Genomic DNA, 23,434 nt, shown 5'->3' on the forward strand with positions numbered 1-23,434 from the left:
CCGATGGTTGTTCAAGGAGCCATTTTAGATAAAAAACGGCCCAAGCCTGAACGGCAGCCCCATTACATTTCTATGGCAAAATTTATAGGTTCTCGCCACTGGCTCTGGCTCATTGTTTTCGTACTGATAGGCAGTGTTTCGTTCATTGCCAACCCGTTGTTTCCTACACAAAGCCTGTCAGCTCCCACGACTAAACCACATATTATTCTGTTCATTTCAGATGACCATGGCTATGAAGATGCCGGGTTTGCCGGGGCCAAAGTAGTTCAGACGCCTAATCTGGATGCGCTCAGCAAAGAGAGTTTACGGTTTACCCATGCGTTTTGCAATTCGCCCAACTGCGTTCCTTCCCGAGCAGTCCTGAATACGGGATTGATGCCCGCTCGTAATGGGGCTCATCCTAACCATAGTAAAATTAATGCAGGCATAAAAACGCTGCCGGTCTATATGCAGGAGATGGGCTATCGAACCGTGCTGGCGGGCAAGGATCACGTATGGCCCCGATCAGCCTATCCCTATGCCTTTGTCAGAAAGCAGGACCACGATTACCAAAAAATCGACTCGATCCTGGCAGCCCATGCCAGGCCGGGCCAAAAACCGCTTTTTTTAGTCGTAGCAACCGATAATCCACATGTACCCTGGCCAGCAATTGATGGCTACGATCCCAAGACGGTAGATATTCCCCCTTTCCTGGTCGATACTGAGGTCACTCGTCAGGTTCGGGCAAAGTATTATACGGACATTACGGACATGGACAAAACCGTTGGAGAATGCCTGAAAGCCATGAAAAAATATAAGTACACCGACAATACACTCCTGATTTACACGTCTGATAATGGCCCCCAATGGCCATTCGGCAAGTGGAACCTGTATGACCAGGGCATTCGGGTGCCTCTGCTGGTTCGGTGGCCCGGCAAAGTGAAACCAGGCACCACTGACGCTCTGCTTCCTCTGGTGGATGTATTGCCTACCCTACTGGATGCAACAGGAAGCCGGATACCGAGCGGCCTGGATGGCCGAAGCTTTCTGCCGCTGCTTACGGGCAAACGAACGACCCACCGCGATACCATCTTTACAACCTATACAGCCGATACACGCTATGGCGCATTTAACTATTATCCAATTCGTAGTATTCGAACGCGTCAGTTCAAATACATTATGAACCTGGAGCCAGACCGAACGTATACCACGCATATTACCAACGCGAATCCTGAAGATGGTAAAGATTACTGGCTGACCTGGCTAAAAAAGGCTGAAACAGACGCTAAAGCCGCCCATCTGGTGGCTGCTTATCAACATCGTCCTGCTGAAGAACTATATGATGTAGTTAACGATCCATACGAGCAGTCGAATCTTACAGCCGACCCAACTTACCGTGCGCTGTTGACCTCGTTCCGCAAAGAGATGGAAACGTGGATGGAAACGCAAAACGATCAGGACGGACTGACGCGCTATTTTTTTAACATCAAATACGGTCGCAAATCGAAAGACTAAGTGGTTATGCTCTATTTTTTGGCCGGAATGCTCAGCAAGACAAATCTGCCTTATCCCGAAAAATACTCGTGCTGCCTATCAAAAAACGTTTTCCCATCGGGAGTTAATAGTTAAACTGACGATTTCCCTGTTCAGTCATAACGTAGAATTTAAGTACGACGTAATTTGACTCGCTCCTGAAACCTCAATATCATTCACATCTATTGATCCGGTATTGTATGCCAGAAGGTTTACCGGCTCATATCCTCTTTATCCAGGAAGATCCCCGTACCGATCATTTTAACCGGCCCATAGTACAATCCATAATTGGATTTGATGCCAAATTGGGCTTTCAGGCGTTGTTGCAGGTTATCGGGTTGCTTCTGGCCATTTACAATGAATTCGTCAGTACTCAGTCCAAACCAGTCTACGTCGGATGAACTGGCAACAATTTTTTCGGCAACCAGCGCATCGATCACCCCGCGAACCCGCTCCTGATCGTAACGAATGTCAGGTGGTGCAGGTAGTTTTTTCTTCTCCCAACGCTGTACTTTTGCGCTACTATCGGCTGGTGAATAATCCGGCTTCGCGGGTTTGTTGAACACCTTACCTAGCTTGTTGTCATTAGGAACGGCCCCTTCCGGCTTTCCATTCAAACTTCCTGGCGCCATCTTAGCCTGTTTCGTCCGATAAGCGTCTTTGTCTCGTTGAACCTGTTGTTCCCGCTCCGCTTTCATGTGGGCAATAGCTGCGTCGATATGTGCCTGTTTCTGCTGCTGTTTTTCAGCCAGCGCCTGGTCAATCCGCTCAAGTAGTGTTTGGTGTTGGCCCAGATCAGCTGTGGGAATCGTTCTATCGTTCACATCAAGCGCTACCAGCTGGCTATCAACGACTTTCAGGTGATACCGATTTCCCCGATCATCCTTCACCATCATCTCCCGATTGGCCCGATCATGGTTCGTATTGACGAACAGAATACTCGTAAAGATCCGGTTGCTATCGGCCAAAACGAGTGGTTCTGGCGTCGATTCCATGATCGGCCGGGCTTTAGTCAGATTCGATTTAGCGACTAACAAACCTGGCTTATCGTCTATTTTTTGCGGACTACTTGTTTCAATCGGCACGCTGTTTCGAACAATAATCGACTTTTTTGGGAAAGTTTTCGGCCATTGGGCACCTTCGGGAATTACCTTCGACACAAACGCCGATGCCAGCAGCAAAACTAATCCCGACAACAGGGCAATTTTTTCGGCCATGCTCAGGCGTCTATTTTCCTGGGTCACCATACGTTTGAGTCGATCCATCAACTGCTGACTCCGAAAGCCCAGTGGCATAGCAAAGAGGGTAGGCTGATATGCATAGTCCTGAAAAGCCAGCAAAGCTTCCAGATAATGGCGTTTGGCAGATGTTTGAGCCAATACAATATCGTCGCAGCAAATTTCCCGTTCTTCCCGAATCAGGGCTGAAACCCAGAGCAGAGCCGGGTTGAAGAAAAAGATCGTTTCGACCATGCATTGCAACAAGTTCATCAGGTAGTCGCGTCGCCAGATGTGCGCCAGTTCATGCCAGAGTATCGTGTCGATCTGTTCGGTTGGTAACTGGGTCAGCAAACCTATCGGCACCAGAATAACCGGTTTTAGAATGCCAACCGTAACCGGGACGTTCACCCGTTGCGATTGTACTAAGGCAACCGCTTGACGAATACCCAGCCGCTTGCCGAACGTCCAGACTTTCTGCTGCCATTCCTCGGCAGGAGCATAGACTTTATATGACCGAATCCGATAAATATGGAGCAATCCACTCGCCATGCGTAAACTTTTAAGCACGAAAAACAGTAGCCATATCGTAACGATCCAGTTGCTGTTGGCATTAATAAATGCAAGTAATCGAGTGCTTACAGATACCTTCTGAACGGCCACAGCGGATTGTCGCTGAACCACTATATCTGCTATTGGGGCGACGTTCTCTATTGGCTTTCCGGGGCTTGGGAGTGAATGAACTATTCTCTGTTCCTGATAATAAACAAAGCCCATGGCAGTCACAAACAGAACCAGGCAAGCACACAGAAGCTGGTAGCGGAGGTGGGCCGATGACCGATGGGTTACCGTTATAACCAGCCCGGCCAGCGCCGATACAACCAGCCCAATCCAGAGCGAATGAATCAATGTCCAGCAGATGGCGCTGATCTGTCGTTCGGAGAGCCAATGGGTGAAAAGTGTTGTCGCCATAACGGATTATTGGTTTTGGTCCATTTTTTTAATCAGTTCCCGAAACGTCTCCATATCGCTGGGATCGATTTTTTTGTTACCAAGCAATTGCATCATTAAACTACCTGCTGAGCCGTTGAAAAGCGTATCGACTACCCGGTCCAATAGAGCGCCTTTCGTTTTGGCTTCTTCCACCGCAGCCCAATAAATGTGCTTCATCTGGCTTTCGTCTTTTTTCAAAAAACCTTTCTCGACCATAATCTGCATCAGTTTCAGGGTCGACATATAAATGACCTTGCGCGTATGCTGATTCAGATGATCGTTTACGAAGCGGGCCGTCGATGGGCCATATTTCCACAGGATTTGCAGAATCTCCAACTCCGATTTGGTAGGTTCCGATGAAGGGTCAGTAGCGTTTTTTGCTGTTTTCATGGGTCAAACATAAGAATTGTTTCTTAATAAACATAAGAAATAATTCTTACTTTAATTATTTTTCGTAACCTTGCGCTGCCATCTGGTAATCAACGCTCTAACTATAAGAAAAATTTCTTATATAAATGATCAGTTTAGCGCTATTGGCTGCAATTCAATCAAAATCATACGATCATGACAACAAACGCGAAGTACAAATTTCTGCTGTTCATCCTATGGATGCCCCTTCCCTTTTCTTCGTTTGCGCAACTCAATAGCACTCAGTCAAAAACGGCTCGCATCGATTCGTTTTTAACCGTTCTGGCCGACCATCATCTGTTTAATGGAAGCATTCTGGTGGCCGAACAGGGAAAAATCATCTACCAGAAATCGGTAGGCTATGCTGATTTCAACCGCCATCTAAAAAATACCGACACAACTCATTTCAATCTGGCCTCGCTCTCGAAACCCTTTACAGCAATTGCGGTATTACAGCTTGTCAAAAAAAGAAAACTAAACCTGGACGATGCGCTGACAACCCACTTCCCTGATTTCCCTTATCCGACGATTACTATCCGTCATCTATTGACGCACACCTCCGGCTTGCCCAGTCTGGAACGGCAGGAAGACGACTACATTAACCATCATCCTGACGAACTGATTAGCAGCAAAACAGTCTACGCTCACCTAATCGAGCAGAAAAAAGCGCTTGTCAACCAGCCCGGCAACGACTGGCGCTACAATAACATGAACTACTTGTTGCTGGCGATGCTGGTGGAAAAAATCGCCCGTATGCCCTTCGCCGACTATATGCAGAAATCTGTTTTTATCCCTGCTGGTATGACTAGTACCTACGTCCGGTCGGGAAATATGCCCAATACAACACGATATACCCGCCCAACCTTTTACTTTACTTCAATCCACAATGTCGATTCCTTGGATCACAACCAGTTTTATACATATTATCAGTTAGGAGGATTGGCTGGTCCCAGCAATGTAGTGAGCACAATTCAGGATTTATGGCGATTTGATCGGGCATTAGCGGCTGGGAAACTGATTAGTCCAGCATTGATGAAAGCGGCCTTTTCGCCCGTGACACTCAACAATGGGAAGGTATACCGTGCTGGCAGTAGTACCCGCTCGTATGGATTCGGCTGGACAGTATATCACAGCAAAACCGAACCCGTCAACAACTTTGTTTTTCACGACGGGCATATTGTAGGATTAACTACATTTCTGCATCGCAACCTCACCAACGATCAAACCATTATCTGCTACGATAATACTGATAATAATCCCATTCAGATCATGATTTCGGTATCGAATCTGCTGAATGGGCTGTCACCGTTAAAAATAGAATCCCGACAATCGTTGGTGCGGGTATATGGCGAAGCGCTGGTAGCGAAAGGGCCGGACCATGCGACCAGCAGATTCAATGAATTGAAAGATGACACCGTCCATTATTACATTAATGAACTGGAAATGAACCGCCTTGGCTTTGATCTGATGAAATCTTCTTTACCAAACCATCAGGCGCTTACGCTGGAAGCATTCAAACTCAATACGATTCTCTACCCCAAAAGTGGGAATACCTACGACAGCTACGCCATAGCATTGGAACAGGCTGGCCGCAGCGAAGACGCGGTCGCCATGTATCGAAAGTCAATCGCACTCTGGCCCGACAACGAAGACGGAAAAAAAGCGATCAAACGCTTACTAGAGAAAAAAGAGTGAACGTACCAGATCGTATCAATCGGTAGGGATTTCGCAAAAACGCAACAAGCCGGACACTGTGTCCGGCTTGTCGGCTAATCGTATTCTTTGATCTATTTAACGGCTTCAACAGCCGCTGCGGCCTCTATAGCCGCTATAGCTGCACCATTCTTCTCACCGTACTCGTCTCGTTTACTCTCGAAATACGAAAAAATGTCATTGATCGAGTCAACATTCTCGGCAATTTTCGAATGCATATTGCTGAGATTTTTTTCCAGCGTCGAATCGTTCAGACCATTCATATTGTCCACTTCGATCTGACTGATTTTAGTAATGAGGGCCGTTTGGCTGTTTTGCAGGTCTTCCAATTCACGAACCACTTTGTTCATCAGTTCAAACTTCTGTGCTTTATCCATGATGTTTCTATTTTGTTGAGTATTCTTTATAGAACTCTATAAACCAAAAATGGTTTTCTTTTGCCATCTATTTCCCCAACCTTTTGGTAAGGCTTTCCCGTACAGGCTTGCTCAGTTGCGTTTGATTTCTATGCCCTCATGAGCCAATTCAAGCGATTCAATCGCTATGTCGTTTCCCTTAGCGTTTAAATCAGGAGCCTGTATTTTTATGATAAGCGCGTTTTTTACTAGCCAGGTCATTACAGTATTCCCCAACTGATCCTGCATATAAATTTCGACCTTATCGGGTTTGGCGGTATTCATCCGGATACTATTGTACCATTCCCAGAATCGGGTATCGTTGCTAAATACGCCTTTTTTTAGCGTTAATACAGCTTTGGGCGGGCTCGGTGTTTTCCCAGGACTGTTGCCTGATCGGTACATAACAGGCTGTGCCATAGCCTCTATGCCAGCTATATCCTGAAAAGGACTTTCCAAATCTGGTACAAACTTGACTTTATACAGGCACAGGGGCCCTTCTTTAATCTGATTGTTTTCAGCCATGGTCAGTTGTGGTTAACAAGTAGAATGATGGGGTTCGAGTTTTATTAATTTCACCGACAAGTTCGCAACTCCAGTCGACATTGGCAGCACTAGCCGACCTATATATTATTTTAAGCCAACTTCCCTATTGATCAAGGCTTTCACTTCATTATGACCATTAAACCTACCCGCCCGTTCACGCTTACATTTATAGGTATTGCACTACTCGAAATGCTTGGCGATTCGCTGGATATCCGCGTGTTGCATTACGGCTGCAAACCGCTGATTATGGCCCTGTTGATGCTATATGTCTGGCAGTTTTGCCAGGCCGTTGGTTTCGTTTCGTACATACGCTGGCTTCTGATCGGAATGCTGTTTGCACTGCTTGGCGACATTCTGCTGATGATTCAGGAGATCGACTTGTTTGCTGCTGGCTTAGGAGCCTTTCTGCTTATGCAAATCTGTTATAGCATCGCTTTTCTGAAGTCGATACAGGCGGGTGGGCAAACGATTACAAGCCGTCGGCTAGGAAAAAGCGTGACTCCCTTTGGCCTATACCTGATCATTTTTCTGGCTTTACTCCGGCCTGTTTTCGTCGGTAAACCAGATTTAGAAGTACTCTGGTGGCCTGTTGTTATTTATGCTATTTGCCTGAACACAATGGGCCTGCTAGCAACACAGCGACAGGATATACCTGGTTACAATCAGGTGGTCATCGGTGCTTTGCTGTTTATTCTGTCCGACTCGGCCATCGCTGTCAATAAGTTTCTCAGTTCATTTGGCGGATCCACGTGGCTGGTCATGACAACTTACGCAACGGCACAATACCTGATTATGATCGGGATGATTCAGCAGGTAGCCAGTAATGTACCCGAAAAGCCATAAGCACCAGCCATCAATATAAATATTGTCGATACGATAATCAATTAAATCAATTTGATTGATAAGTAAGTTCCTACTAGTATTGCCTTGTAAAACTAATTGAGAACAACAGAAGAGACCACGTTCACGCTTAAACCAAATCGTTAAAATAAGATGGATACAATGTCAGGTGATATCAGCAAGTGCCCCTTTCACAACGGGACTATGCAAACTGCTGAAAAAATTAGTGTAGCCGGTAACGGAACGCAGAACCGGGATTGGTGGCCTAATCAGTTACAGTTGAATATCCTCCGTCAACACTCGTCGCTGTCGGACCCTATGGGTGAAGATTTCAACTATGCCGAGGAATTCAAAAGCCTGGATCTGGAGGCTGTAAAGCAGGATCTTCATGCCCTGATGACCGATTCGCAGGATTGGTGGCCAGCCGACTTTGGACATTATGGACCTTTGTTTATCCGTATGGCGTGGCATAGTGCAGGTACGTACCGCACAGGCGATGGTCGTGGTGGCGCTGGCGCTGGTCAACAGCGGTTTGCCCCCCTCAATAGCTGGCCCGACAACGTTAGCCTCGACAAAGCCCGCCGACTACTTTGGCCAATCAAACAGAAATATGGCCGTAAGATTTCCTGGGCTGACCTGATGATTCTGACGGGTAACGTAGCGCTTGAATCGATGGGCTTTAAAACGTTCGGTTTTGCCGGTGGCCGCGAAGACGTTTGGGAACCCGAACAGGATGTGTACTGGGGTGCGGAGAAAACCTGGCTGGGTGGTGACATCCGGTATGCTCATGGCTCTCCGGGCGTGGTAGAAGACCACGGCGTTCTCGTATCGGATGACGATGCCGATGGAGACATCCACTCGCGGAACCTGGAAAATCCGCTGGCGGCTGTCCAAATGGGCCTGATCTACGTAAACCCCGAAGGACCAGACGGGAATCCTGACCCTGTTAAAGCCGCTAAAGATATCCGGGATACTTTCGGCCGAATGGCCATGAATGATGAAGAAACCGTTGCGCTCATTGCAGGTGGACATACCTTCGGCAAAACACACGGTGCCGCTCCGGCAACGCATGTAGGTCCAGAACCCGAAGCCGCCGACATTGAGCAACAGGGTTTTGGCTGGAGTAATAGCTTCGGTACCGGTAAAGGTGGCGACACTATCACGAGCGGTCTGGAAGTTACCTGGACCAGCACACCGACCAAATGGGGTAATGGCTTCTTCGAAAACCTGTTTGGTTTCGATTGGGAACTGACCAAAAGCCCAGCCGGTGCTCATCAGTGGAAACCGAAAAACGGGGCTGGTGCTGGTACGATTCCTGATGCCCATGACCCATCGAAAAGCCATGAACCACGGATGCTGACCACTGACCTTGCCCTTCGGTTTGACCCAGCTTACGAAAAAATCTCAAGACGTTTCCTCGAAAATCCAGACCAGTTTGCCGATGCATTTGCGCGTGCCTGGTTCAAACTGACGCACCGCGACATGGGTCCTCGAGCCCGTTACTTAGGACCTGAAGTGCCCGAAGAAGTGTTGATCTGGCAAGATCCGATTCCGGCTGTTGACCATGCCCTGATTGATGAAGCTGACATTGCCGCTCTCAAAGCGAACATTCTGGCTTCGGGATTGACCGTATCCGAACTGGTATCGACAGCCTGGGCTTCGGCGTCTACGTTCCGAGGTTCCGACAAACGGGGTGGTGCCAACGGTGCCCGTATCCGGCTGGCTCCTCAGAAAGACTGGGCCGTTAACAATCCGACTCAGTTAGCGAAAGTGCTGGGCATACTGGAAAGCATTCAGGAAGAATTTAACAGTACGCAAACAACCGGCAAAAAGGTGTCGCTGGCCGATCTGATTGTGCTCGCTGGTAGTGCAGCTGTTGAAAAAGCGGCTAAAGATGCGGGTTACGATACCACAGTTCCCTTTACACCCGGCCGTATGGATGCCTCGCAGGAAGAAACGGATGTTGAATCCTTTTCGGTGCTGGAGCCCATTGCCGACGGTTTCCGCAACTACCTCAAAGCTAAATTCACGATCTCGACGGAAGAGTTGCTGATCGATAAAGCGCAGTTATTAACGCTTACGGCACCTGAGCTGACAGTGCTGATCGGTGGTCTGCGGGTACTGAACACGAACTACGATGGCTCCAAACACGGTGTTTTCACGGCTCAGCTCGGCGTACTAACCAACGATTTCTTTGTCAACCTGCTCGATATGAGCACAGCCTGGAAAGCCGTTTCGGATCATAAAGAAGTGTTTGAAGGCCGCGACCGTAAGTCGGGCGACCTGAAATGGAGCGCCACTCGTGCCGATCTTATTTTTGGTTCGAACTCCGAGCTTCGCGCCCTGGCTGAAGTTTATGCCAGTTCGGATGCAAAGGCAAAATTTGTTAAAGATTTTGTTGCCGCATGGACCAAAGTCATGAATCTTGATCGCTTTGAATTAGCCTAATCAAAGTCAATTTCTAGCTTTCTCTAAACCAAACACGCCGGGCAATATTGTCCGGCGCTGTTTTTTGGTAATTGCTAGTATTGGTCTATAAATTCTTTCACACGCCCTCTTTCGCCTGCTGACAAAGGAAGTATCTTAGGATAGCGATAGCGACCTCTTACGAATTCGAATGCGCTTAGAAGCTCCCTTCATCAGCAGAATAACAGGCTATTTTTCTAGCTTGGACTAGACGTGTTAGGCGCGTCCGGCTTTTTGCCTAGTACATCGTTTATAGTCGCTTCCGCATCGGGGAAATTGGTCTTGAGTACATCGGCCAATTGGGCTTTTAGTTTTTCAAAATATTCCGGTGCATTATCAATGGCCTCTTCGGCCTCCGATTTCAGTTGCAGTCCTTTTTCTTTGAGATCGGCCATCAATTTCTGACCGTCTTCGGTTTGTGCGTATTTATTGAGCGCAACTCCGGCGGCAGCGCCCAAAATAAACGTGGCTAAATGTTTGGCGTTAACTGGCATAGGTTCTGTCTGGTTTAATGACTAATCGAACTTACTAAAAAGCATCTGTCGCACAACACCAAAATACATCACCTGCTGCTTCCCCTCGTTGGAAGGTTAATTAGGCTTTCTGAACGGCAACCTCATCCAAGCGACGAAACTGAATACCTAAAACCAGCAGCCATACTAGCCAAAGTGTACTCCCCACTAATCCAGCCAATTCCCAGGTTGGGAAGCCCGGCAGTACAGTCGCGAACAGATCGCCCTGTGCCAATAGATAAATAGCCGAAGCCACTAGACCCAGATAACTTACCCAGCCTGAAACCATAGTCAGTCGACGTAAAGCCAGCGATAGCAAAACGGTATAGGCAATGGTCAGCAGTTGACCCAGATGCTCTCCCAGCACACCACCACCATATTGATGAATAGCCGTAAAAACAACTTCGGTCGCCTGTCGGGTTGCCAGGTCGGTCGTTTGAACATACTGAGCAGCCAACACAGGCACCACAAACGGCCAGCGCAGCAACCCAACAATTTGGACAATACCCGACATAACGCCCAGCGTTGTTGCCCACCGCAAACCAGGTTCCTGTGGCTCCAGTTTCTGCCCGATAAGCACATACGCCTGTAGCAGAAGAAAACCACTGATAGCAAAGAGCCACCACACAGCTATCAGCAGCCCACCGCCCTGATGGAAGCGGGTCAATATAATGCCGGGTTCGTAGCGCAGCACATTCGGATAATCGAAGAGTATGGTTAAGGCCGTGTACGGCACAATGACCAGAATAACGCCAAAAATGAGTAGATTACTAATAAATCGATTCGAAGGTAATAGAGCCGTTTTCATTTGTATACGATTGATTGACGATACAAAATTGGCTGAGCAACAGGGGCTATCTCCTGGACAAATGTCTAAATCGTTCGAGGTCATCGGTCACAGAGGAGTATCCCTGAACCATACGATATAGGACCCTTTATTGACCTATTTGCCGACTAGGCGGGAAACCATTCAGTGCACGCGTATTGCTAGGACTTTCAGCAAAAACCTTTACTTCGCTTAACAAAATACGACTCCCAAGACTATATGCCTGGGGCAACTGATTGGTTGGAACAATTGGATTAGGGCCTTCACCAAAGTGCGTAAAGCAGAAAGCGACTGGCAATACATAGCTTCCAGCCAAACGCGGATTAAGTGGAGGCATTCGCCCGAGGCCTGCCAGTATCGAATTTTCAAATCCGTATTGCCTACTAACGCTGACCGACATTTTTGGATAAAGGACTGAAACCTGCTGAATATGCCCGACATTGTCGACAGTAAAGCCAACATAATAACGGCCATAAACTGCACGGGCGGCCGGTTTTGATGGATAATAAATCTGATTCGATACTACCTTGGCAAAAACAGGGTCGTTGTTAAGATCAGCGGAGAAAATTTGCGCTGTAGAACGGTCTGTATCTGGATTTATAGTAGGGCTCTGAACCAGTCCAACATAGGTAAGCAGCAAGAGTGTGAGAGAAATTACCAGTTGTTTCATAGCCTAACTATTTTTTGAAAAATTACAGCGCAGACCACTAGTAAGCAATCCTACGACCCAACCTTTAATAACATTATAACCTACTAATCACCAATAGCTTACCCAATCCTCTATTTCGTATGGTGGCCCGCAAACCAACTTAATGTTACGACCCTAAATCCGCAAGAATCGGGTTTTGGGGCAGGGCGATTATGACGACTTTTGCATAGTCAAAACGCAAATACAATGACAACCGACAGCACGTACACCTATCAGCAAATCGCCCATGCCATCGAGCATCTGACCGCCACGTTTCGCGAACAGCCCTCGCTGAGTGAACTGGCAAACGAGGTTAATATGAGTGAGTTTCATTTTCAACGTCTGTTTACCGAATGGGCGGGTGTAAGTCCGAAAAAGTTCAGCCAGTACCTAACGCTCGAACACGCCAAAACCCAACTCCGAAAGGGCGTTCCCTTATCCGAAGCGGCTTATGAGGCTGGGCTCTCAGGAACAGGGCGTTTACACGATCTCTTTGTTACCATCGAAGGCGTTACGCCGGGTCAGTTTAAGCAGGCAGGCTCCGGGTTGCAACTTGTGTATGGCGTATTCAATAGCCCTTTTGGCGCGTATGTGCTAGGGGCTGTGCATGACAAAATCGCGCTATTGCATTTTTTGGCCGAACAAGATGACCCAATTACTATTCTAAAAACTGCATGGCCTGAAGCATCACTAGTCCACGATACGAATGCTGTTCAGGAGTTTGCCGATCAGATTTTCCCTGTCAATGGCGAACCCAAGCGGGCCACCAATACACCCTTACCTGTGTTGATGCGTGGGTCCGCGTTTCAGCTAAAAGTATGGGAAGCCCTGCTGAAAATTCCCGAAGGCCGATTGGCCAGTTACGATCAGATTGCCAATGCGATTGGACAGCCAACAGCATCGCGAGCGGTTGGAACGGCTATCGGCGCTAATCCGATCGGTTACCTGATTCCGTGCCATCGGGTCATTAAGAAAACCGGACTTTTCGGTGGCTATCGATGGGGGGCCGACCGCAAGCAGGCCATGCTGGGCTGGGAGGCCGCACGCGTTGACAACTAGTTATTAGGTGGTGGTTTACTTTGTGTCATTTATTGTCAATCATTGTATTTTCCATTAATGACTATAAATACCTACCCAATGACCATGAATGACACGAAGTATATGACCACTTAATGACTTTCCAATGACTTTAGCCACGCTCTCTGAAACAGGTTTTGCCGTATTGCCTCCACGGCTATCACCGGAGGAATGCGACCATGTTGCAACGCTCTTTGATGCCTCAGATCTATACAGGAAAACGGTAGTGATGCAACGACATGGGTATGGTAGCGGTGAATACAAGTATTTTCGTTATCCCCTGCCTGCTGTTGTTGATCGGCTTCGACATGAATTATTTGCTCAACTGGCTCCTGTCGCCAACGATTGGAATGCTAAACTGGGCATTGACCTGCGTTACCCTACTAACCTTGACGAATGGCTGGTAATGTGCCATGAAGTCGGGCAAACCAAACCAACACCCCTCATCCTGAAATACAGTGCTGGCGACTGGAACGCACTCCATCAGGATATGTATGGTGAATTGTATTTTCCGTTTCAGGCAGTTCTTTTCCTAAGTCAACCCAATCGGGACTATACGGGTGGCGAATTTGTTCTCATCGAACAGCGACCACGTATGCAATCGAAACCCATCGTTTTACAGCCCGAACAAGGCCAGGTTGTTGTATTCACGACAAAATACCGACCGGCTAAAGGCACACGTGGTTACTACCGACTGACGATGCGACACGGTGTCAGTGAAGTTCGGACAGGTACGCGCATCAACGTTGGGCTTATTTTTCACGATGCAGCATGATCCGTCATGTTGATCTCGGTCCAACACCATTTGCCCGACTGCGAAGGTTAGTTAGCGAACTAAAAACAGGAGCTATTGCGCTCGGTGGCCATCGTCCTGGCAAGTTATACGGTCGGCTGGATTGTCGGGCTGGTAAGCGAATGAAACCTGAAAACCGGGTGTTTTTTCGCAATGCAACAGAAGCCATTGTAATTGGGTATCGCCCATGTGCTGTGTGTATGCCCGAAGCCTACAAAACATGGAAAGCAAATACTTCCAACGCAAAACTCCCCCTGAATGCTGCTTCGTAAGCTCATTCAGGGGGAGTTGTATATGAAGTGTCTTCTTTTAGCGATACGGGTAGCCAAACAAGCTACTTATCAGAGCAGATCGATAGCGATCATAACGATGTGCAGGATCAGGCTAATAGCGAAGCCGGAAAAAATATATCGGACGGGTAAGGCAGAAAGTACGGGAACCAGCACCCCTAAAAAACAAAGCATACTAACCAGAAACTGCCAATCCCCTCCGCCAAAGTTGGCCATGATCAGCAACAGTACAGGCGACAGGATGCATCCCTGAATGGCCAAGGCGCCGACAGCCCATCCAAAGCGATAAAACTCGGCTTCTGAAACAAATTTTTTAACGGATGAAATCCATGAAGTATCGGTGGTTGTGCTATAGTCAGGAGTTACTTGTGTGAGCGTTGCCATGATTTTGCGTGTTTGAATTACTCTACAAATCACGGCAGGACTGTCCTGAACGTACATGACGTCTATCAGGATCAACATTGACTTTTGTTAGGTAAAGGCCATAAACACGAAAACCGCTTGTCAGGAAGCGGTTTTCGTAGTCAACTCAATTGAGTTTTCTCAATAACGTATTTCCCAGTACGGATTTTCATGAGCTACTGTTTGCTGGGCGATATACTGGCGAATCACCTTATCGTAGGCAGCATCGTCTATTTTCTTCCCTTTCACTTTAGGTAGCTTGAGGTCATCAGCCGTAAGCGGGCGGAACGTAACGTTGGTTGCTTCAATGATCACCGTGCCATCATCGATATTCAGTTCCAGAATCAGACCGGGCAACCCACACATCCGTTCGGGACCAGCCGACACCGGAATATCCTGCGCAAACCAGGCCGTAATTTTCTGGTTTTTGATAGGATCTTCCGTCTCCGCTTTCATGCAAATGAAGCCCGCTACCTCTTTGATCTGATTCCCAATTTTCCAGACGGGTGCATGGATCGAATCTTCAACAACGTAGGTTTTACCCAGCATTTCGATGATGTCCGTCTTTTTATCTTTTTCAAAGTTGCGGTACAGATCCAGTTCGTACTGTCGCCAAGAGTACCCTCCCTCTTCCGGTTCCGTACTGAAATAGGTGTACAGACTTTCGTTGGCGTTAAAGGCCATTTTCATTTTCGTGCCTTTGTTGTTCTCTTCCCAGTTCTTGCGCAGCTGAGTCTGACGGTCCTTTTGTTCCTGACTCAGAAACGTCAGTCTACTGATCATTTTACTCCAGTAATCTTTACGAACGTAGGTCACTACACCTTCCGTTTTCTGGGCCATAGCCATCGAGCTGACCATCAGGCATAGTACCAGGACTAGTTTCTTCATGATAAATAGTGCGTTTAGACGAGCTTGAAATCAATAATAATCCCGGCGCATTTTCGCCTGAACCCCCCGCATGTTGTACGTAAAGCTTAGCATAAAATACCGGGCCAGCGACTGAATTCGTTCGGTACTGGTATAGTTCTGCCCAGCATACTGCGATACCACCACGTTGCGATTGAGCAGATCGAAACCTGACAGCCGAACCTCTGCTTTTTTCGCCTTCCCAACGATACGATAGATCGACGAACTTAACAAGGGAATCTGCTGATTGAAATTCAGCTTCTCGTTTTTATACTCGTTATAGTTCAGCGTCGTGTTCAGGTAAAAATCACCGGGCAGTTTCAGGTTCAGATCACCCCGGATGCTGTTGTTGTAGATGGTCTGATTCTGCGTCGTATTGATCGAATACTTGGTATTGGTAATGCTCATATTCGCGTTACCGTAAAATGTGATCCACTCTTTAGGCGTCAACTCCAGCCGGACACCAAACGAGTAATTCTGGTTATTTGTCTCGTTCAGCACTTCATTGATTCGCGTCAGATTGTGGCCCAAATTCAACGAGGTATTCAGGTTAAGCGTTGCCTTTGTTTTCTTCAGCGGGAAGCCGAAATAAATATTAGATCCCAGATTTTTACCACCCGTCAGGTTTTCAGGCATCGTCGTTGTAATCAGGGTTTTCGGATCAACGGTCTGGCTATACACGATCTGGTTTACAAAATAGGTCGTGTAAATATTCGTCCATAAATTAATGAAGCTCCCTGGGTTAAAGTAGTTGTACGAAGCACTCAGGTTATGACCCAACTGAGGGAGCAGGTTCGGATTTCCACGGGTAATGGCCAGTGGGTTGCTGTTGCTGGTTACTGGCTGTAAATCGCGCGAGGATGGTATCTGTACCCCTACATCATAATTGGCTCCCAGGTATCGGTTATTTTTCAGATCGAAGTTGAGCGAGACGTTCGGAATCACTGTCGTGAACGTCCGGTTGATGGGTTGAAGCGGCTGGCTCTGGTCGCGGGCAAATTTCCCATCAAGCTGAAATTGCTGTCCTGCTACCCCAGCCGATATATTCAGCCCTTTGTAGGAGTAACGCACACTGCTCCCCAATCGGTTGAACAGGTAATTGTTCTTGTAATACAAACTCAGGGAATCAATCCGTCGGCGGCTGTCGTCCAGGTTTGCTACATCGCGATCTACTTCATCGTAGCGGAGGTTAAAGTTATAGAACGTCTCCCAGAAGAACTTTTTGGCGAACGGCTCTACATAGAGTAGGTTAGCCTTGTATTGGTTGCTGATCGAATTTGTTCCCTGATCCTGATTGAGTATCCGCAACATGTCGTTCACACTGGTAGCCTGATAAAATTCGTTCCGGGCTTTCAGCAGTAAATCGCCATCATTTTTATTCATCTGGAAGGTGGCACTGGCGCCAAAGTTGCGCCCTTTCTTTTTGAACTTCAGCCGGTATAGCAGCGTATTGGCTATCGCAAACTGGTTGGCTGATGAATTGTTCGTCGATTGACTATACGTTGTCGGCAGTTCAGCGCTAGTAGCGACGCTCTGAAAAACCCGTTGCTGACTTTGCAGGTTGCTACTATTAAGTCCAAATCGGCTATTACTGATGATCAGCAACGTTTGCATGGAATCGAGCTGCTTCTCTAAACGGAAGCTAATCCGATGGTTCGTAGCCAGATTCGACTGGCTGCTGGTGTCCGTTTTCCGCAGATTGGTTGAGCCAGGCAGGTAACTTTTATTTTCCCGAAGCGCGTCCAGATTTAACCGGGTCTGGTTGAAATAATAGCTTGTACTTAGCTTGGTTTTCTTCGTGTCGTAGTTGTAATTAAGGCCCCCTGCCGTATTTTTGGTAAAGCCCCGGCCATTGCCGCCACTAATCGGAATGGTCAGACTTTCATTGTCATCGCCAAAGTAGAGATAACGATTAGAGCCACTAAACCCGAAGTCGGCATTATCGTTCCAGTTAAACGAGTTACTCCCTCTAAAATCCTGGTAGTCATTAAAGGAAAGGCCCTGCTGGTTTGTGTTATTCCCGAGCAGCAAGGCCGAAAATTGTTGCTTACTGTCGAACTTGTTGTAGCTTCCTTTTCCCTCAAAACGCGTCGATACATTATTCGAAGCAGGACCAGCTCCGGCTGTCAATTTTCCAAAACCACCTTTTTTAAACTCTTCTTTCAGTTGCAGGTTAACGGTTTTTTCTTTTTTGCCGTCGTCAACGCCGGTCATTTTAGCCTGTTCGGTTTTGTCGTTAAACACCTGAACTTTTGTAATGGCTTCGGCCTGCAGGTTCTTGGTGGCCAACTTCGGATCATCCCCGAAAAAGCTCTTTCCATCGACCGTTACTTTTTTAACCTCCTGCCCCTGTGCCCGAATGTTCCCGTCCTGATCGACCTGAACGCCAGGCAGTTTTCTCAGTAAATCTTCCACCGTCGATCCGGGCGGGACCTTAAATGAACTGGCATTGTATTCGATAGTATCGCCTTTGATCGTCAGCGGAGCCTTTGCCGTTCGAACCACTACTTCCATCAGTTCGCGCGTGATCGGCTTCAGTTTCAACGGCCCTAAATCCATAACCGGCTCCCCTGTCGACTTAATCAGTTGATTATAAGGAATCAACCCGACAAACGAAATTTTCAGAATGTAGGTCCCCGCCTTTATATTCTTGAAGGAGAAAGCACCATTGTCGCCCGTTCGGGTAAAGTTCACCATCGACGAATCTTTGGCGCTAAGCAGCATAACCGTCGAGGAAGGCAGCGGAGCCGATGTCGTATCGACAGCACGGCCCTGAAGCGTAAAGCGAGTTGCCGCCGGTGGACTTTGTGCATAAAGCGAAGCCGTGAGCAGGCATAGTAAGGCCAGCAGGGAAAGGTTTCTCATGGATGATCGAATAGAAGATAATAGGATAATAAGAGCAAATATAAAAAACAGTTAATAGGTTAGTTACGGCCTTAACGAATTTTAACTAATTTTTTAGTAAATTAACTATTTTTATAGGAATAAACCGAATACCCTGCTCAACTAACCGAAAGAGCCTTATTCCGATAAAAAGGTTGCATCCTTTGATTAGTGATGAGAAAAAACAGGAATTGATTGCATAAAACAAGGCCTTTAATTGATTAAACGGTAGTAAACCCGTCAATCACCTCCCGAATTGCCTTTGCTTTCAACAGGCATTCTTCCCATTCCTGTACGGGATCGGCATCATAGGTGATCGCACTGCCTACTGAGAAAGACGCATACCGATTTTGCGCATTGTAGAGAAGCGTGCGGATAACCACACTGAAATCAAAATCGCCTTCAGGTGTAACGAAACCAATAGCGCCCGAATAAACTCCTCGCCTGCTTACCTCCAGTTCATCGATCAACTCCATGGCCCGGATTTTGGGAGCGCCAGTCATGCTCCCCATCGGAAAAGCATGCCGAATAGCCTCGGCCCAGCTTACGCCTTCACGCAGCGTTGCCGAAACCGTCGAAATCATTTGATACACTTGCTGAAAGCCGTAAATGCCGAATAGTTCATCCACCTGCACTGATCCGGTTTTAGCACTACGAGCCAGATCGTTACGCACCAGATCCACAATCATCAGGTTTTCGGCCCGCTCTTTTTCCGATTGCAGCAATTGAGTACGAAGCAGGCTATCTTCGTCCGGTGTTTTCCCCCGCCTGATGGTTCCTTTTATGGGCTGCGATAAAACGTTTTGGCCTTCTTTTTTCAGAAATCGCTCGGGCGATGCACCCATAATGTAGCGCTCACCGATTTTCAAAAAATTAGAAAAAGGCATGGGAGATCGCAGGTTCAGAGCGCGGTAAATCGTCAATGGATCCAGTTGGATGGCTTCGGCAAAAAACTCGATGCAATAATTCAGTTCATATACATCGCCCGCCAGAATATGCTGCTGAATACGACGCACGTTGGTCAGGTAGTCCTCATAAGAAACCCGACACTGAATAGCAGAGGAAATAGCAGACGATGAAGGTGCGGAGATGGGGGCTGGCTGGAAACGTACGATTTGTTGCCACAAGTCCTGAGCGTTCCCGTTCCCACGAACGCACACTTGACCAGCCTGGCTGTCAGACGCGTCGAAGTCAATAACCCAGGTAGGTTCAACAAAATAAATATCCGGAAAACCTAACCGATTCGGGTTGCGGCTTTCCAGTGCCTCAAGCTGATTTTTCAGATCATACCCTAAATACCCAACCAGATAGGAAGGATGTCTGACATGTGCGTCAGCTAATGTACCCAACGCATCACCCTCGGGAAACGAAATGACCCGTTCCGCCCCGACAAAGAGTCGGTTGGGAAACGGGTCATTCGGATAGATACTATTGTTATTGGCTAACGAAGCGACAAAATCAACTGAATCGTTCTGCTGACTAACAGCCCAGGCCAATGCCTGCCAACGAATCGCCTGAATGTCGTCAACGTCTATACGCAACACATTCATACCTTACGGACGTAATAACCGAACATCAATAGCAATGTCTTTTCCTTCGGCATTCTGACCAATTGAAAATTCAACCTCGTCGTCAACCTGCAATTCATTGAAATCGGTATCGACTAAACTCGTGTAGTGGAAAAACAGGTTGTTGGGCGGAAAATTCACAAAACCATAGCCTGTTTTGAGGCTACGAATGGTGCTGATCTTGCGCCCTTCCAGGTCACCGTCAGCCACATTGTAATTAGGCTCTAACGATGAATCGTAGTCGTAATCACTTTCCATCGACAACGAACTGCCATAACTCATACCATTTGTATAGCTATTGCCGTTTCCAGTAACGGTAGAAAAAGTAGGCCGGGGCGTCTGTTTAACAAATAAATTTTGGATCACCATATCGTTCCGACGGCTGCGGTCATCAATAATGCCATGCATAGCCACCGGATAAGACACCTCTTCGAGCAAATCCTGGGATGTGCGCGTTACTTGTTTTTCGCCCTGTTCATTCAGGAATTCGAAATCCCAGCTCAATACCATAATTCGGGAGCCCAGGGTGTTAAGCTTTCGAATGAGCGGCACATAGTCCCCATCGGATGTGATCAATACGACTACATCAAACTTTTTATACTGAGCCAGCTCAAATGCTTCAAGCGCAAGCCATACATCGATTCCTTTTTCCTGCCGGTATCCCTGATACGTTTTGACAGGCAGGTAATGCGTTACGACTCCTTCGGACATAAGAATATCGTCGAAGAGCCGATCATAAAAAAGTTGATTACCGCGTTGATTTGCCTCATGGGCATTCAGTCGACCACGGAAATAGTGTGCATCTACAATCTGACACAGACGCTCATTCACCCCTTCTTCCTCTGCTACCTGACGGCGAATAAACGCGTGCAGCCCTGAAATACTGATACGGCTACGACGTTCGTGCGAATAATTATAGTAGTTGCTTACATGTAGAAAATAATTACCGTCATAGAAAACCCCAATACGGGTTAATCTGGATTCTGCTGGCATGCTGTACTTAAATGTTTATAATTGTATGATTATGTAAGAGAAAAATTCTTTTAATTATCCTTTTATGGGGCTGATTGGTGGTATATGGATACTATAACTACGAAAAAAATGATTTATCAAATTCTATTTTAATCGTATTCAATACTACTCAAAAACAAGTTACTTAAATTTTAAGCACTACACTTTATTGTATAGACTTTATTAATTATTGTAGGTAACAAAGAAAAAGAAGAATCAGTGTAGGAAAGACCAATATTGTATAAATAATACTCTGCAAACATAACAATTTTTTAGATGCATACTACCCTACCCCTATCTTTGCCAGCTCATTCCTGCTCGCTATGCAAAAAATATTATTCATCGACCGTGACGGCACCCTCATTATTGAGCCGCAACCCGATCAACAGGTCGATTCGTTAGCCAAGCTTGATTATATACCCAAAGCGATTTCGGCAATGCGTAAAATAGCCGAAGAAACAGATTTTCAACTGGTTATGGTCACCAATCAGGATGGGCTTGGCACTGATTCATTCCCTGAAGATACTTTCTGGCCTGCCCACAACAAAATGCTGGCCACCTTCGCCGGAGAAAATGTCAACTTCAAGGCGGTTCACATTGACCGTCACTTCCCGCGCGATAACTCCCCCACGCGGAAACCGGGTATAGGCATGCTGACCGGCTATTTCTCACCCGATTACAACCTGGCCAACAGTTTTGTGATTGGTGATCGGCTCACGGATGTACAGTTAGCCATTAACCTGGGCGCTAAAGCAATCCTGTTTCTTCCACCCAATGGACTGGCTACGGTACAAGCTGCCGATGTGTCGGGCATGACCCCAGCTATGCAAGACGCTATTGCCCTAACGACCGATAACTGGGATCAGATTTACGAATTTTTACGCTTACCTGCCCGAACAGCCACTGTAGAACGGAATACCAAAGAGACACAAATTCGTGTCGATCTGAATCTGGATGGCTCAGGGAAAGCCGATATTCATACGGGGCTGGGCTTTTTTGATCACATGCTCGACCAGGTTGCCAAACATTCGGGGGCAAACCTGGCCATTCATGTCAATGGCGACCTGCATATTGATGAGCATCATACCATTGAAGATACAGCGCTGGCCCTTGGGGAAGCCTACCGTCGTGCGCTGGGCGATAAGCGGGGCATTAGCCGATATGGTTTTTTACTCCCGATGGATGAAGCACTGGCTCAGGTCGGTATCGATTTTTCGGGCCGTCCGTGGCTCGTTTGGGATGCGGAATTTCGACGTGAAAAAATCGGGGATATGCCTACCGAAATGTTTTTTCATTTCTTCAAATCATTCTCAGATACAGCACTTTGCAATCTAAACATCAAGGTTGAAGGCGACAATGAGCATCATAAAATCGAAGCTATTTTTAAAGCTTTTGCCAAAGCCATAAAAATGGCCGTCCGACGCGACATTAAAGAACTGGACAACCTGCCTAGTACGAAAGGGGTTTTGTAAGTGCAGCGCCGTCGGTTATGACTCGCCAGCTTTTGCACCTATAATTGACGAACGACTATCGGTCTACGGCTGTTAATATCGACTTTTCCTATTACTTTTGCATCTGAATTCAACCGAACATCGACATGGATTTATCAACTCCTTTGACCATTCTGTTCTACGTCGTTCTGCTAACCGCTTCGTTTATTACGGGTCGGTGGCTGGAGCGCAATGACCGGAAGTATTAATTCCCGTCGAAATAGATCAATCACTCAGCAGCAGGTCTTTCAACCAGAATCACTACTGAGTGATTGATCTATTTCGACTATCGACTCCTATGCTCAGTGCCTTTGCACGTTGGTTGTTTAAAATTGCTGGTTGGCAATTAGTAGGTCCCATCCCTAATCTATCCAAAGCCATTTGGGTGGTTGCTTCTCATACCACTAACTGGGATTTTTTCGTGGGACTCGGTGCCCGGGCAGCCACTCGCGTCTGGATTCAATACCTTGCTAAAAGTTCACTGTTTACATGGTATGCCGGTTGGCTTTTTCGGGCTCTTGGTGGCAAGCCTGTTTACCGTGACAGATCGCACAATTTGGTCGATGTCATCGCAGACGTTTTTGACCAAAATCATTATCTACATATTTGTATTGCTCCGGAAGGGACCCGAAGTAATGTTAAAAAGCTGAAAACCGGCTTTTATTACATCGCCTTAAAAGCAAACGTTCCCTTAATACTGACGGGCTTCGATTGGCCCCGTAAGCAGGTCATTCTCAGTGAACCCCTCTATGTAACGGGCAATTATGAGGCTGATATGGTTCCTTTTTACGCGTTTTTCTCATCTATACACGGCATCAAGAAGGACTGGCTAACGCAATGGGAAGAAACAGGCATTATTGAGTAATAGCTAGTAGTTGTTGTAACGCGGACGATTCGC

Annotated in this window: 21 protein-coding genes; 9 read left to right on the plus strand and 12 right to left on the minus strand. The window is 47.1% G+C overall.

All coding sequences use genetic code 11. The features are described from left to right. Window positions 1-72: 72 nt before the first annotated feature. On the plus strand, window positions 73-1,494 hold the full coding sequence (locus tag B5M13_RS23505) for a sulfatase family protein (RefSeq protein ID WP_170061180.1): 1,422 nt from the start codon (window positions 73-75) through the stop codon (window positions 1,492-1,494). A gap of 230 nt (window positions 1,495-1,724) precedes the next feature. Here B5M13_RS23505 and B5M13_RS23510 read toward each other — a convergent pair whose 3' ends face one another. Together B5M13_RS23510 and B5M13_RS23515 are read right to left on the minus strand one after the other, a co-directional pair. Then, on the minus strand, window positions 1,725-3,701 hold the full coding sequence (locus B5M13_RS23510) for a M56 family metallopeptidase (protein WP_080057988.1): 1,977 nt from the start codon (window positions 3,699-3,701) through the stop codon (window positions 1,725-1,727). Window positions 3,702-3,707: 6 nt separating this feature from the next. After that, window positions 3,708-4,112: a BlaI/MecI/CopY family transcriptional regulator gene (locus B5M13_RS23515; RefSeq protein ID WP_080057989.1), complete on the minus strand. Its 405-nt coding sequence runs from the start codon at window positions 4,110-4,112 to the stop codon at window positions 3,708-3,710. Between the two features lie 174 nt (window positions 4,113-4,286). Between B5M13_RS23515 and B5M13_RS23520 the strand changes: the two genes are divergently transcribed. Continuing rightward, complete coding sequence (locus B5M13_RS23520; protein WP_080057990.1) at window positions 4,287-5,825, plus strand: serine hydrolase domain-containing protein; 1,539 nt, start codon at window positions 4,287-4,289, stop codon at window positions 5,823-5,825. Window positions 5,826-5,917: 92 nt separating this feature from the next. Here B5M13_RS23520 and B5M13_RS23525 read toward each other — a convergent pair whose 3' ends face one another. Next, complete coding sequence (locus B5M13_RS23525) at window positions 5,918-6,220, minus strand: hypothetical protein (RefSeq protein WP_080057991.1); 303 nt, start codon at window positions 6,218-6,220, stop codon at window positions 5,918-5,920. 111 nt (window positions 6,221-6,331) lie between these two features. Then, complete coding sequence (locus B5M13_RS23530; protein WP_080057992.1) at window positions 6,332-6,763, minus strand: phage tail protein; 432 nt, start codon at window positions 6,761-6,763, stop codon at window positions 6,332-6,334. A gap of 150 nt (window positions 6,764-6,913) precedes the next feature. On the opposite strand from B5M13_RS23530, the gene B5M13_RS23535 reads away from it, so the two are divergent. Both B5M13_RS23535 and katG read left to right on the plus strand, forming a co-directional pair. Beyond that, window positions 6,914-7,627, plus strand: coding sequence for a lysoplasmalogenase (locus B5M13_RS23535; protein WP_245859454.1), 714 nt, complete (start codon window positions 6,914-6,916; stop codon window positions 7,625-7,627). 150 nt (window positions 7,628-7,777) lie between these two features. Then, complete coding sequence (katG, locus tag B5M13_RS23540) at window positions 7,778-10,072, plus strand: catalase/peroxidase HPI (protein WP_080057994.1); 2,295 nt, start codon at window positions 7,778-7,780, stop codon at window positions 10,070-10,072. 215 nt (window positions 10,073-10,287) lie between these two features. Here katG and B5M13_RS23545 read toward each other — a convergent pair whose 3' ends face one another. The 3 genes from B5M13_RS23545 to B5M13_RS23555 all read right to left on the minus strand — a co-directional run bounded on the left by B5M13_RS23545 (window position 10,288) and on the right by B5M13_RS23555 (window position 12,098). Then, the gene (locus B5M13_RS23545) at window positions 10,288-10,584 is read right to left on the minus strand and encodes a YtxH domain-containing protein (RefSeq protein WP_080057995.1); all 297 of its coding nucleotides are present in this window, start codon (window positions 10,582-10,584) and stop codon (window positions 10,288-10,290) included. 100 nt (window positions 10,585-10,684) lie between these two features. Next, on the minus strand, window positions 10,685-11,410 hold the full coding sequence (locus B5M13_RS23550; RefSeq protein WP_080057996.1) for a DUF4386 domain-containing protein: 726 nt from the start codon (window positions 11,408-11,410) through the stop codon (window positions 10,685-10,687). A gap of 127 nt (window positions 11,411-11,537) precedes the next feature. Further along, window positions 11,538-12,098, minus strand: coding sequence for a hypothetical protein (locus B5M13_RS23555; protein ID WP_080057997.1), 561 nt, complete (start codon window positions 12,096-12,098; stop codon window positions 11,538-11,540). Window positions 12,099-12,323: 225 nt separating this feature from the next. On the opposite strand from B5M13_RS23555, the gene B5M13_RS23560 reads away from it, so the two are divergent. From B5M13_RS23560 to B5M13_RS23570, 3 genes are all read left to right on the plus strand, one after another. Next, entirely contained in the window at window positions 12,324-13,175 is an 852-nt protein-coding gene (locus B5M13_RS23560; protein ID WP_080057998.1) for a bifunctional transcriptional activator/DNA repair enzyme AdaA, read from the plus strand. Window positions 13,176-13,299: 124 nt separating this feature from the next. After that, complete coding sequence (locus B5M13_RS23565) at window positions 13,300-13,968, plus strand: 2OG-Fe(II) oxygenase (protein WP_080057999.1); 669 nt, start codon at window positions 13,300-13,302, stop codon at window positions 13,966-13,968. After that, window positions 13,965-14,258, plus strand: a complete 294-nt coding sequence (locus tag B5M13_RS23570; RefSeq protein ID WP_080058000.1) for an Ada metal-binding domain-containing protein — start codon at window positions 13,965-13,967, stop codon at window positions 14,256-14,258. Before B5M13_RS23565 ends, B5M13_RS23570 begins: the two co-directional genes overlap by 4 nt. 69 nt (window positions 14,259-14,327) lie before the next feature. Here the strand turns inward: B5M13_RS23570 and B5M13_RS23575 are convergent, their stop codons facing one another. The 5 genes from B5M13_RS23575 to B5M13_RS23595 all read right to left on the minus strand — a co-directional run bounded on the left by B5M13_RS23575 (window position 14,328) and on the right by B5M13_RS23595 (window position 21,028). Continuing rightward, window positions 14,328-14,660 (minus strand): hypothetical protein, encoded by a 333-nt coding sequence (locus B5M13_RS23575; RefSeq protein ID WP_080058001.1) that lies wholly within the window; start codon window positions 14,658-14,660, stop codon window positions 14,328-14,330. Between the two features lie 159 nt (window positions 14,661-14,819). After that, the gene (locus tag B5M13_RS23580; RefSeq protein ID WP_080058002.1) at window positions 14,820-15,566 is read right to left on the minus strand and encodes a GLPGLI family protein; all 747 of its coding nucleotides are present in this window, start codon (window positions 15,564-15,566) and stop codon (window positions 14,820-14,822) included. Window positions 15,567-15,596: 30 nt separating this feature from the next. Beyond that, window positions 15,597-18,449: a TonB-dependent receptor domain-containing protein gene (locus tag B5M13_RS23585; RefSeq protein WP_080058003.1), complete on the minus strand. Its 2,853-nt coding sequence runs from the start codon at window positions 18,447-18,449 to the stop codon at window positions 15,597-15,599. Window positions 18,450-18,688: 239 nt separating this feature from the next. Then, the gene (gene pabB, locus B5M13_RS23590) at window positions 18,689-20,017 is read right to left on the minus strand and encodes an aminodeoxychorismate synthase component I (RefSeq protein WP_080058004.1); all 1,329 of its coding nucleotides are present in this window, start codon (window positions 20,015-20,017) and stop codon (window positions 18,689-18,691) included. Window positions 20,018-20,020: 3 nt separating this feature from the next. Beyond that, entirely contained in the window at window positions 20,021-21,028 is a 1,008-nt protein-coding gene (locus B5M13_RS23595; RefSeq protein ID WP_080058005.1) for an NYN domain-containing protein, read from the minus strand. 341 nt (window positions 21,029-21,369) lie between these two features. Here B5M13_RS23595 and hisB point away from each other — a divergent pair, with 341 nt between their 5' ends. Both hisB and B5M13_RS23605 read left to right on the plus strand, forming a co-directional pair. Next, complete coding sequence (gene hisB, locus B5M13_RS23600) at window positions 21,370-22,518, plus strand: bifunctional histidinol-phosphatase/imidazoleglycerol-phosphate dehydratase HisB (protein ID WP_080058006.1); 1,149 nt, start codon at window positions 21,370-21,372, stop codon at window positions 22,516-22,518. Window positions 22,519-22,834: 316 nt separating this feature from the next. After that, window positions 22,835-23,401, plus strand: coding sequence for a 1-acyl-sn-glycerol-3-phosphate acyltransferase (locus tag B5M13_RS23605; protein ID WP_080060057.1), 567 nt, complete (start codon window positions 22,835-22,837; stop codon window positions 23,399-23,401). Window positions 23,402-23,434: the final 33 nt, after the last annotated feature.

The organism is Spirosoma aerolatum (assembly GCF_002056795.1).
In the GTDB taxonomy this organism is placed as follows: domain Bacteria; phylum Bacteroidota; class Bacteroidia; order Cytophagales; family Spirosomataceae; genus Spirosoma; species Spirosoma aerolatum.

Bases quoted from the DNA above. Each gene is read 5' to 3' on its own strand.
- B5M13_RS23505 (WP_170061180.1), top strand. From the start codon at position 73: ATGGCAAAATTTATAGGTTCTCGCCACTGGCTCTGGCTCATTGTTTTC.
- B5M13_RS23510 (WP_080057988.1), bottom strand. From the start codon at position 3,701: ATGGCGACAACACTTTTCACCCATTGGCTCTCCGAACGACAGATCAGC.
- B5M13_RS23515 (WP_080057989.1), bottom strand. From the start codon at position 4,112: ATGAAAACAGCAAAAAACGCTACTGACCCTTCATCGGAACCTACCAAA.
- B5M13_RS23520 (WP_080057990.1), top strand. From the start codon at position 4,287: ATGACAACAAACGCGAAGTACAAATTTCTGCTGTTCATCCTATGGATG.
- B5M13_RS23525 (WP_080057991.1), bottom strand. From the start codon at position 6,220: ATGGATAAAGCACAGAAGTTTGAACTGATGAACAAAGTGGTTCGTGAA.
- B5M13_RS23530 (WP_080057992.1), bottom strand. From the start codon at position 6,763: ATGGCTGAAAACAATCAGATTAAAGAAGGGCCCCTGTGCCTGTATAAA.
- B5M13_RS23535 (WP_245859454.1), top strand. From the start codon at position 6,914: ATGACCATTAAACCTACCCGCCCGTTCACGCTTACATTTATAGGTATT.
- katG (WP_080057994.1), top strand. From the start codon at position 7,778: ATGGATACAATGTCAGGTGATATCAGCAAGTGCCCCTTTCACAACGGG.
- B5M13_RS23545 (WP_080057995.1), bottom strand. From the start codon at position 10,584: ATGCCAGTTAACGCCAAACATTTAGCCACGTTTATTTTGGGCGCTGCC.
- B5M13_RS23550 (WP_080057996.1), bottom strand. From the start codon at position 11,410: ATGAAAACGGCTCTATTACCTTCGAATCGATTTATTAGTAATCTACTC.
- B5M13_RS23555 (WP_080057997.1), bottom strand. From the start codon at position 12,098: ATGAAACAACTGGTAATTTCTCTCACACTCTTGCTGCTTACCTATGTT.
- B5M13_RS23560 (WP_080057998.1), top strand. From the start codon at position 12,324: ATGACAACCGACAGCACGTACACCTATCAGCAAATCGCCCATGCCATC.
- B5M13_RS23565 (WP_080057999.1), top strand. From the start codon at position 13,300: ATGACTTTAGCCACGCTCTCTGAAACAGGTTTTGCCGTATTGCCTCCA.
- B5M13_RS23570 (WP_080058000.1), top strand. From the start codon at position 13,965: ATGATCCGTCATGTTGATCTCGGTCCAACACCATTTGCCCGACTGCGA.
- B5M13_RS23575 (WP_080058001.1), bottom strand. From the start codon at position 14,660: ATGGCAACGCTCACACAAGTAACTCCTGACTATAGCACAACCACCGAT.
- B5M13_RS23580 (WP_080058002.1), bottom strand. From the start codon at position 15,566: ATGAAGAAACTAGTCCTGGTACTATGCCTGATGGTCAGCTCGATGGCT.
- B5M13_RS23585 (WP_080058003.1), bottom strand. From the start codon at position 18,449: ATGAGAAACCTTTCCCTGCTGGCCTTACTATGCCTGCTCACGGCTTCG.
- pabB (WP_080058004.1), bottom strand. From the start codon at position 20,017: ATGAATGTGTTGCGTATAGACGTTGACGACATTCAGGCGATTCGTTGG.
- B5M13_RS23595 (WP_080058005.1), bottom strand. From the start codon at position 21,028: ATGCCAGCAGAATCCAGATTAACCCGTATTGGGGTTTTCTATGACGGT.
- hisB (WP_080058006.1), top strand. From the start codon at position 21,370: ATGCAAAAAATATTATTCATCGACCGTGACGGCACCCTCATTATTGAG.
- B5M13_RS23605 (WP_080060057.1), top strand. From the start codon at position 22,835: ATGCTCAGTGCCTTTGCACGTTGGTTGTTTAAAATTGCTGGTTGGCAA.